The following is a 9,146-nucleotide window of genomic DNA, read 5'->3' as shown; positions in this document are numbered from 1 at the left end:
TTTCTCAAGTGAATTTCCTTCGCAAAAAGAGACATTTTCTCAAGTTATTGACAGTACCCGGAAATTTGCCCCGCAAATTTTAAAAGCGCCCTCAAGTAAATATATTTTTTGTGATTTCTGCCGTATTTCCTGCGGATTGTGCCTTTTGGGAGATTTTTACCTATTCCCTCTGGTACAATACAAAAAAATCGCCTTTTATGAAAAACTTAGATTTCACTACAAATAAGAAAGAGGAGGAACAAACAATGAAATCAAAAAGACGAAACCGGCTTCTGGCCCTGGCGATCTGCTTCTGCATGGCCCTGGGCACCGTGCCTTTTACTGACGCGGTCTTCGCATCTACGAATACGCCTACCCCCCCCCCCATCTACAAATGTAGGTGAGATCGCAATCGATGAAACCAACTTTCCTGACGAAAACTTCCGAGAGTGGATTAAAACAAATGTCTCCGGCGCCGACAACGGCAGTCTGACACAGGCTGAAATCGATGCGGTTGAAAGCTTATCGATCACGAATCAAGATAAGATTGCTGATTTAACCGGCATCGGGGTTTTCACCAGTTTAACTGATTTGACCTGCACCGGAAACAAATCACTGACTTTTTTAGATTTATTTAAACCCAACTTCGACAAGCTGCAAAAGTTAGATTGCTCAAACAATCCTTCCCTGTCCTCTCTGATGGTTTTCGGCCACAACAAGCTTAAGAGCTTGTTCTGCAATGGATCGGCGCTGACTTCCCTGAGTTTGTCCGGACTGAACGAACTTACTTCTTTTAAAGGAGACAATCAATCTGTAACGCTTTCTCTGGGAGGAGATGCCTCCTCTGGCTATTCCAAAGAGGTTGACTTCTCATCCTCCTGGCCAACCAATTTGGAAGAGGGCGTTACTTATGAAAACGGTAGACTGAAAATGGCAACGAAACAGGATAATTTCGCCACTCCTTTCGCAGTTGAAACGCCGGGAACAATCAAGAAATATGAGCTGTCCGGTACATTGACCCTGAATTGCGTAGACGGCATCAACATTGAGGCCGACCTCTTCCCCGACGAAAACTTCCGAGACTGGATGATCACAAATAACACGCCGGCAGGCGCCGATGACGGGGTATTGACACAGGAAGAAATCAATGCGGTCACAACGCTGGAAATCTGTGACACCGCTAAAGTTCGTGATTTAACAGGTATCAACATTTTCCCCAATTTAACGGATTTGACCTGCACTGGAAACAAAGCACTGAAATCTTTAGATTTTTCCGGATTCCAAGATTTGCAAAAATTAGATTGCTCGAACAATCCTTCCCTTACTTCTCTGAAGGTTTCCGGCTGCAGCGCTCTTAATACCTTATCTTGTAACAATTCATCGCTGACTTCCCTGGATTTGACCGGACTGAACAACCTTGCTTCTTTTAATGGGGCCGATCAGTCTTTAGCTCTTTCTCTGGGCGGGAACGCTTCCTCGGGCTATTCTGTAGCGATTGACTTAAACCAGCCTACCAACTTGGCAACTACCGTTTCTTATGAAAACGGCAAATTGAAAACGACATCCCAAAATAACATCGACACGACTTTCACAGTTGAAACGGGAATGAAGGGCAAACAGCTGTCCGGTACACTGAAGCTGAAGTGTATAGACGGCATCAACATTGATGCCGATAGCTTCCCCGACGAGAACTTCCGAGACTGGATGATCACAAATAATACGCCGGAAGGCGCCGGGGACGGGGTATTGACACAGGCGGAAATCGATAATGCTAAAAAGTTAGCGATCATAAGTCAAAATACGATCACGGATTTGACCGGCATCGAAATTTTCCGCAATATGACAGGTTTGGCTTGTTATAATAACGCGGCACTGAAGACGCTGGATGTTTCCGGGCTTAAAAACCTGGAATCTCTGGACTGTTCACAAAATCCGGCGATGAGTTCTCTGAATGTTTCCGGGCTCAAAAATCTGACACGCTTAAATTGCTATAAGTCGGCATTGACTTCTCTGGATTTGACCGGACTGAACAACCTTGCTTCTTTTGATGGAACAAATCAGTCTGTAGCGCTTTCTCTGAGCGGAAATGCTTCCTCGGGCTATTCGGTCCCTGTCACATTGAATCAGCCCAACAATCTGGCCCCTGGGATCACTTACGAAAACGGCAGTCTCAAAACGGCGGGCAAGAGCATAGCCTCCACGCCTTTCACCGTAGAAACAGGATTAAACAACAAACAGCTTTCCGGCACGCTGAATCTATCCTATCAGGAGATAGCGGCACCGGCTCCAAAACCGGTTTCCAAAAAGGATCAGACCATCACGGCCAAATCCTATAAAAAAACGTATGGCAACAAAGCCTTCAACCTGCACGCCAAAACCAGCGGCGACGGACAACTGTCCTACAAGTCCGGTAACAAGAAAGTCGTTACCGTTTCCGGCAGTGGAAAAGTGACCATTAAAGGCCCGGGTAAAACGACCGTCACCATCACAGCCTCGGCTACCGACAGCTGCAATTCCGCCACGAAACGGATAAATATCACCGTAAAACCCAAGAAAATGTCCAAGCCCTGCGCCGTGTCTAAAAAATGCAGGACATTAAAGGCCTCCTGGAAGCGCGACAAAAAAGCCTCCGGCTATCAGGTTGTAATCGCTAAAAACAGTAAATTCTCCAAGGGAAAAAAGACGGCTACGATCAAATCGAACAAAACTACGTCCAAGACTTTTAAAAAACTTTCCAAGAACAAGAATTATTATGTAAAGGTACGGGCCTATAAGAAGGCCGGCTCAAAGAAGATTTACGGTTCCTACAGTAAAACAAAGAAAATCTGGGTTCACTAAAACGGACTTGGTCAGACAGACATTTCGGGCGTTCGCTTCCTGCGGACGCCCGTTTTTTCATACGCACCAATCACGTATTCCTCCCTTTCTTCATACGATGAAAGAAAAAGGAGGAATACCCATGCCCACTATTTATCTAAGTCCTTCTGTTCAGGACTACAATCAATATGTGACCGGTACAGGAAACGAAGAATATTACATGAACCTCATCGCGGACGCCATGGCACCCTATCTGCGGGCCAGCGGCATTGCCTTTACCCGCAACAATCCCTACGATACCCTGGACCGGATTGTCGAACAATCCAATGCCGGTGACTACGACTTCCATCTGGCCCTCCACTCCAACACTGCGCCGGAAAGTCTGGCAGGCACCATACAGGGGCCGGATGTTTACTATTATGCCGGCAGTGTTCCGGGACTGCGGGCCGCGGATATCTTTGCCGATAATCTCAGGACCGTTTATCCCAACCCCAATCTGGTGGCAACGATTCCCAATACCAGTCTGGCAGAGCTGCGCCGTGTGAAGGCCCCTGCCAATTTGATTGAACTGGCTTACCACGACAATTACGATGACGCCGCCTGGATTGCGGAAAACATCGAACCAATCGCAAAGAATCTGGTTCTCTCCCTCACGGAATACCTGGGAATTTCCTTTAAGGCCCCGCGGCAGGACAGCAAATGATTTGACTTCACACCTTTCTTACTTTACTATGTTGGTATCCCATATACGTTAATTCATAGAGCCAACTGCAAGGAGGTAGGAAATATGGTTCAGTCATTTATAAATTTTGAAAATCAGGTATGTCTGGTTACAGGAGCCGGGAGTCCCACAGGAATCGGCTTTTCCACGGCCAGGATTTTGGGCGGCCTGGGCGGCCGCATTGCCCTTGTGGCAACCACTGAGCGAATCTATGACCGGGTAAAAGAGTTGGAGGAAATGGGCATTGCTGCCAAGGGATACATCGCGGATTTAATGGACCGCCGGCAGACTGCCGCCATGGTCGATCAGGTGATAAAGGATTTCGGGTGCCTGCACGTTCTCGTCAACAATGCCGGCATGGTGCAGGTAGGACAGGCGGAAGAAGATTTTTCCGATATGATGAACCTCACCTATGAAAGCTGGGATACTTCCATTAACCGCAATCTTAACATTTGTTTCAATGTGACGAAGGAAGTCCTTCCCCACCTGGTGAAAGCAAATTACGGCAGAATCGTCAACGTCTCTTCCGTGACAGGCCCGGTGGTAAGCAATCCGGGTGAAGCCGCTTACAGTGCCGCAAAAGCAGGGATTGTCGGAATGAGCCGCGCTCTGGCAATTGAAGCCGGCGTGCATAACATAACCGTAAACAACGTTCTTCCCGGCTGGATCGGCACAGCGTCCCAGACAGAGGAAGAGGCTGTCGGGGGTCTCAACACGCCTATGAAACGCAGCGCCTCCCCCGAAGAAGTCGCCAATGCCATTGTCTTTCTCGCATCAAAAGAAGCCTCCTACATCACGGGTGAATCCCTGATAGTTGACGGCGGCAATACATTGCAGGAATACAAGGGGCCTTCGGATTTATATTATTGATCCGGCTCGGTCAGCACTCTGTTTAAGGTTTCCCACAGCGCGTCTACATCGATGGGTTTTGCTATGTGCGCGTTCATTCCCGCGTCAAAGGAAGCCTGGATATCCTCAGCGAAGGCGTTGGCGGTCATTGCGACAATGGGAATTGTTTTCGCGTCATCCCTGCCCGCCTTCCGGATAGTCCTGGTTGCTTCATAGCCATTCATCTTTGGCATCTGAATATCCATTAAAACCGCGTCATAAGTTCCGGAAGGCGCTTTTAAAAACGCCTGCACGGCCTGCGCTCCGTCCCTTTTTACGACGCACTCCGCCCCGTACATTTTCAGCAGCTCACAGAGGATTTCCGCATTGACGGAGTTATCCTCCGCAACCAGGAAATACCGGCCGGCAAAGCTCTTTTCCCGGTCTCCGGCTCCTGAGTCTTCACGGCTCCGCTCCTCGTTTCCTGCCTCTTCCCCATCCTCTACGATTTCACATTCCAGTTCTACGCAAAACGTGCTGCCCCGGTTTATCTGACTTTCCACGGAAATACTGCCGCCCATCAAATCCACCAGCCCTTTTGTAATACTCAGTCCCAGGCCCGTACCTTCGATTAGCCCGGCGCTCCTGCTGCGAGCAAACGGATCAAAGATATGCATGATGAATTCCTTGGACATACCGATTCCGGTGTCGCAGATCGTAAATCTATAACGGGCGCACGCCGGATTTTCCGTCTCTTCCAGTTCTTCCACCAGAAAATCGACTCTGCCGTTTTCCGGAGTAAACTTAATGGCGTTGCTCAAAATATTGATGAGGATCTGATTAATACGCAAAGAGTCTCCATAAAACCGCTGGTGGCGGATATTCTCACTGCTGATCCTTAGCTGCAGCCCCGCCGCCTCCGCCTGCGGAGTCATGATCGCAGCCAGCTGATCGACCAGCTCTGGAAGGAATATTTTCATACGGTTGAGACTGATTCTCGACTGCTCGATTTTACTCATATCCAGGACATCATTAATCAGGCTGAGCAGGTGCTTGGAGGAAATGGAAATTTTATTCAGGCAGTCCGCAACCCGTTCTGTCTCATCTTTGTGAGCGATGGCCAGAGTAGTCATACCGATGATCGCGTTCATTGGCGTACGTATATCGTGGCTCATGGAAGAAAGGAAATCGCTTTTGGCCCGATTTGCTTCTTCCGCCAAAACAAGCGCTTTCTCCAGCTCCTTCTTCCTCTGTCTCTCTTCTGCCAGCATGTCCGTCACATCGGCCCGAACCAGACAGATGGTTCTGTGATTCACATCTCCCCAGAGGACATTTATCTGCTTATATCGTTCCCCCTCATCCTTGCGGTAAGGGAACAGAAAATCATAGCCGCCCGGCTTTTCTTCCAGCCTCTTCACCATTGTGTCGATCCGGAATTGGGCACGTGCCTCCTGCAGGTTTTCCTCCGCTCCGTAACAATCCACAAAGCGTAAGATCGCATGTTCATAGTCCTCTATAAAGTGAGGCGGCAGGTTTTTAAGCACGGTATCTCTGGTATGCAGGTTAAAATATCCGCTTCCCAGATCGATGAAGCATGCCAGTTCAAAGGTATAGGCGATCATCCGCAGCAGCCCCTGCTGTTCGCGTACCGAATTGGTGATATCGGTTCTCGACAGACAGACTCTTCCCAGTCTGAGGTCCGTACCAAAGACCATTATACTTTTCATACGAATATCTCCCTTTTCATCAGCAATGGAAAAGGTAAAAGAGTAAGAACCGTTTTTCAGCTTATTTCGCATATACTCCGGCTCCAGGTTCCGCCTGTACAGTTCTTGATCTCTGGGCACAACTCTTGCGCGAAGCATGTAAGCTTTCCACTCTGAAAAACAGCTCTCATCCGGAGGCACGCACTCGCTTTCCTCATTGCAGGAAAGGATTGCGCAGTTATCCGCATCCAGGTCGAGATCTGCGACAAAGTCATATCCTATGACAGACAATTGGTGCATCGCCCGTTCCGCTATTGTTCTTTCCGTAATATCGGTTATGGTCAGGATTCCGGTAATATCATCGCTGTCAGGCGTAGCCACCAGATTTACTTTTATTTGGACATACCTTCCTTTTGGTTCCTTGGGAAGCTGTATGAAGCACTCCATCCTTTGCTCCAGATCTCCGCGGGCAAACGCTTTCCGCGCCGGCTCATTGAGATAAGTGTTCAAATAGCGCTTTCTTTCCCGAGCATCCGGTATAAATTGGGCTATACCGGCGAAAAAATCATTTCTCTTGTTTCCAAAGGTATCGAGCAGATCCGAATAAGTATAATCAATAACATCCAGAATTACGTCCTTTGTAATGTTACAGTGCCCTACGATCAGAGCATTGGGACCCGGCGTATGGTAATGTCTCATAATCAGTTCCTGGTACTGACGCCGGATGCGGTCCTGTTCTTCCAGTTCTTTTGTCATCTCATGATAAACCGCATAGATCCTCCTGTTTCCACCATCGTTATGGATCATTGTCAAGGTGTTCTTCACCCAAACATAGCTGTCTTTTCCTTTTTTCAGCCGGTAGACAATCTCGCAGCGACTGTCGCCGCTGGTGACATATTCGTCCATTTTTTTCTTCACTGTTTCCCAGTCATCCGGGTGCACGCCGGACATGGCGTCCTGCTGATAAAGCTTCCAGGCCTCATCCATAGTCATGCCTGTCATTTCCGCAAAGCCATCTGAGAGAAATTCCGGAGTCATACTTCCGTCTTTGCCGTAGTGTACGACAGCGACTCCGCCCGGCAAATTCTTTACTACAGTCTGGAAATACTGCTCCAGACGCTCCTTCTCTTGCTTTGTTTTGATTTCTTCCGTAACCTCGCGAATATACTTGACATAGGCAGGAATCCCGTTCCATTCGGTCTCCCGGAAGCGAGTCTTGTAGAACTTTCCCTGATCTTCAACGATCATGTCGTGTTCTTTTCCATCTGCCGGGCGGCTGTCCAGCGTACAGAACTCACACGGCGCGGTCTTTCCATGAAGAGCCGTATAGCATTTCTGTCCCAGACAATATTTTTCATTTGTGAACAGCTCCTTTGACTCGTTGGTGTAAAGAAGCTCATAATTATCCCGCCCGATCACATAAATTCCGTCTGCTGTTTCATTGGCAACGCTCTGGAACAGACGGGTCTCCGCCGACATTCCTGTGAACACGGCGTAAAAACGCATTGATTCCGACAGCGGACCCATGCGCCGTCCGTTGAGGTGAATCCAGATAAGGTGTCCTTCCTTATGGCGCATTCGGTAAGAAACGTCCAGTATCTCTCCGCTTATGACAGCTGCCTGCGCAGCAGCCAGCACCCGTTCCCTGTCCCGTTCATAGATAATGTCCAATGCGTTATCTTTGAGCATCTCGTCATATTCCTGCCTTGTATGGCCTGAAAGGGCCATAACTCCTTCGGAAAAGAAGGTGGGAATAAAGCGGTTTCCTTCCACCTGATAGCTGGCGATTCCTCCGGGAATGGAATTAATCAGAAGGTCCTTTTCGGACTGTGCTTCTTTAAGCGCAGTAATGTTGTGGAACACACAGTGAAGCAGCGGACAGCCATTGTCCTCGCCGATCCATTTAATCTGAGCGCGTACCCATACAATACGCCCCTCCCGATGCTGTTTTCGAAACTCAAGCTCTCCGATGCCCTGACTTTCAATGACCTCCTTTGCCTTTGACACGACTTTTTCCGTATCTTCGCAGTAGGTCAGTTCGGCCGCGTCCTGTTTGATCAGCTCCTGGTATTCCTCTGTCGTATACCCGGAAAGCTCCGGAACGCCTTCTGAAAAATAAATGGTTTCAAAGATATCCGAAACCCTGTAAATCGCCACGCCGCCCGGAATCGCATTGACGATATCCCGCATCTTTTCGTTGGAATCAGTCAGTTCTTTCTCCAGCCTGATCTGTTCGCTTACATCATTGTATATGCCGTACAGAAGTTTTCTTCCTTCTTTTTCGGGTTTTACCTCCCCCTCAAGATGTATCCAGCGATACTCTTTTCTTCTGTCGTTCCAGATACGGTAAGTATGCCGGGTTGAGCCGTTGCTGCGGATAGCTTCGCCGATAACATCCTTTAAGCAGTCCATGTCATCCGGATGCACGCCCAAAAAGCTGGTTTCCGTCTCCAGCTGTTGGATATTCTCCTCAGAATATCCCATGATTTCGTAAAAAGCCGGATTGTGAAAGAGCGGCGAAATGCGTCCTTTATCAAATTCATAGACGCCTAGTCCGCAGGAAATGCTGCTGAAGATCTCCGCAAAATTCTGCTTCAGCGCGTCGGAATCTTCGTCCCTTTCAACCTCTGCCTTCTCAGATATATAAATAAGGTCGGCCGGCCGGTCTCCCCAGTCGATCGTTTTGCCGCTGAAACAATAGGTTTTTCCGTTATCCGGGCAGCGAAACTCTCCGGAACGCGCCCTGAGGTTTTCTCTCTTTTCCGTACAATAAAAAGGACAGGTTTCTTCAAACCCTGACATATGATAGCAGGGATGCTCACAACTACCTGTCTCCGAAAAAAAGTTTTTCTTTGCCATTCTATTAGCATAAAGCAGCTCCCGGTCATCAACCGCACTGACATATATGGACACCGGCGCGTCATCCAGCACATCCGTTATCTGATCGGTAAATAGAGATTTTTCCCACATTCTATCTTTCCTGCCTTTCGATTCTCGCGAAGCTCGTTCACAGTCTTTCAAACCGAACGATATATACTATATTTTAGCATAGAAACCATGGTTCTACAATCCTTTTGGAGCAGCCCCGCGGCTTC

At 48.4% G+C, this 9,146-nt stretch carries 5 protein-coding genes; 4 read left to right on the top strand and 1 reads right to left on the bottom strand.

Annotated features, from left to right (window positions below; translation table 11 throughout):
• The 4 genes from NE619_RS17395 to NE619_RS17380 form a co-directional block, all read left to right on the top strand.
• The coding region (locus tag NE619_RS17395; RefSeq protein WP_256133754.1) for a hypothetical protein at positions 1–226 on the top strand (226 nt) is incomplete at its 5' end.
• 482 nt (positions 227–708) lie between these two features.
• Complete coding sequence (locus NE619_RS17390; RefSeq protein ID WP_256133753.1) at positions 709–2,817, top strand: hypothetical protein; 2,109 nt, start codon at positions 709–711, stop codon at positions 2,815–2,817.
• A gap of 121 nt (positions 2,818–2,938) precedes the next feature.
• Positions 2,939–3,499 (top strand): N-acetylmuramoyl-L-alanine amidase, encoded by a 561-nt coding sequence (locus NE619_RS17385; protein WP_256133752.1) that lies wholly within the window; start codon positions 2,939–2,941, stop codon positions 3,497–3,499.
• Between the two features lie 84 nt (positions 3,500–3,583).
• Positions 3,584–4,387, top strand: coding sequence for an SDR family NAD(P)-dependent oxidoreductase (locus tag NE619_RS17380; RefSeq protein ID WP_256133751.1), 804 nt, complete (start codon positions 3,584–3,586; stop codon positions 4,385–4,387).
• Here NE619_RS17380 and NE619_RS17375 read toward each other — a convergent pair.
• A complete protein-coding gene (locus NE619_RS17375) occupies positions 4,381–9,021 on the bottom strand; it encodes a PAS domain-containing hybrid sensor histidine kinase/response regulator (protein ID WP_256133750.1) in 4,641 nt (1,546 codons plus the stop codon). The genes NE619_RS17380 and NE619_RS17375 overlap by 7 nt on opposite strands.
• Positions 9,022–9,146: the final 125 nt, after the last annotated feature.

Source organism: Anaerovorax odorimutans, from assembly GCF_024459955.1.
GTDB classification, from domain to species: Bacteria; Bacillota; Clostridia; order Peptostreptococcales; family Anaerovoracaceae; genus Hominibacterium; species Hominibacterium odorimutans_A.
This window is presented reverse-complemented; position numbering and strand designations above follow the sequence as displayed.

Excerpts from the sequence above, each read along its gene's own strand:
- NE619_RS17385 (WP_256133752.1), top strand. The coding sequence starts at position 2,939 with ATGCCCACTATTTATCTAAGTCCTTCTGTTCAGGACTACAATCAATAT.
- NE619_RS17380 (WP_256133751.1), top strand. The coding sequence starts at position 3,584 with ATGGTTCAGTCATTTATAAATTTTGAAAATCAGGTATGTCTGGTTACA.
- NE619_RS17375 (WP_256133750.1), bottom strand. The coding sequence starts at position 9,021 with ATGTGGGAAAAATCTCTATTTACCGATCAGATAACGGATGTGCTGGAT.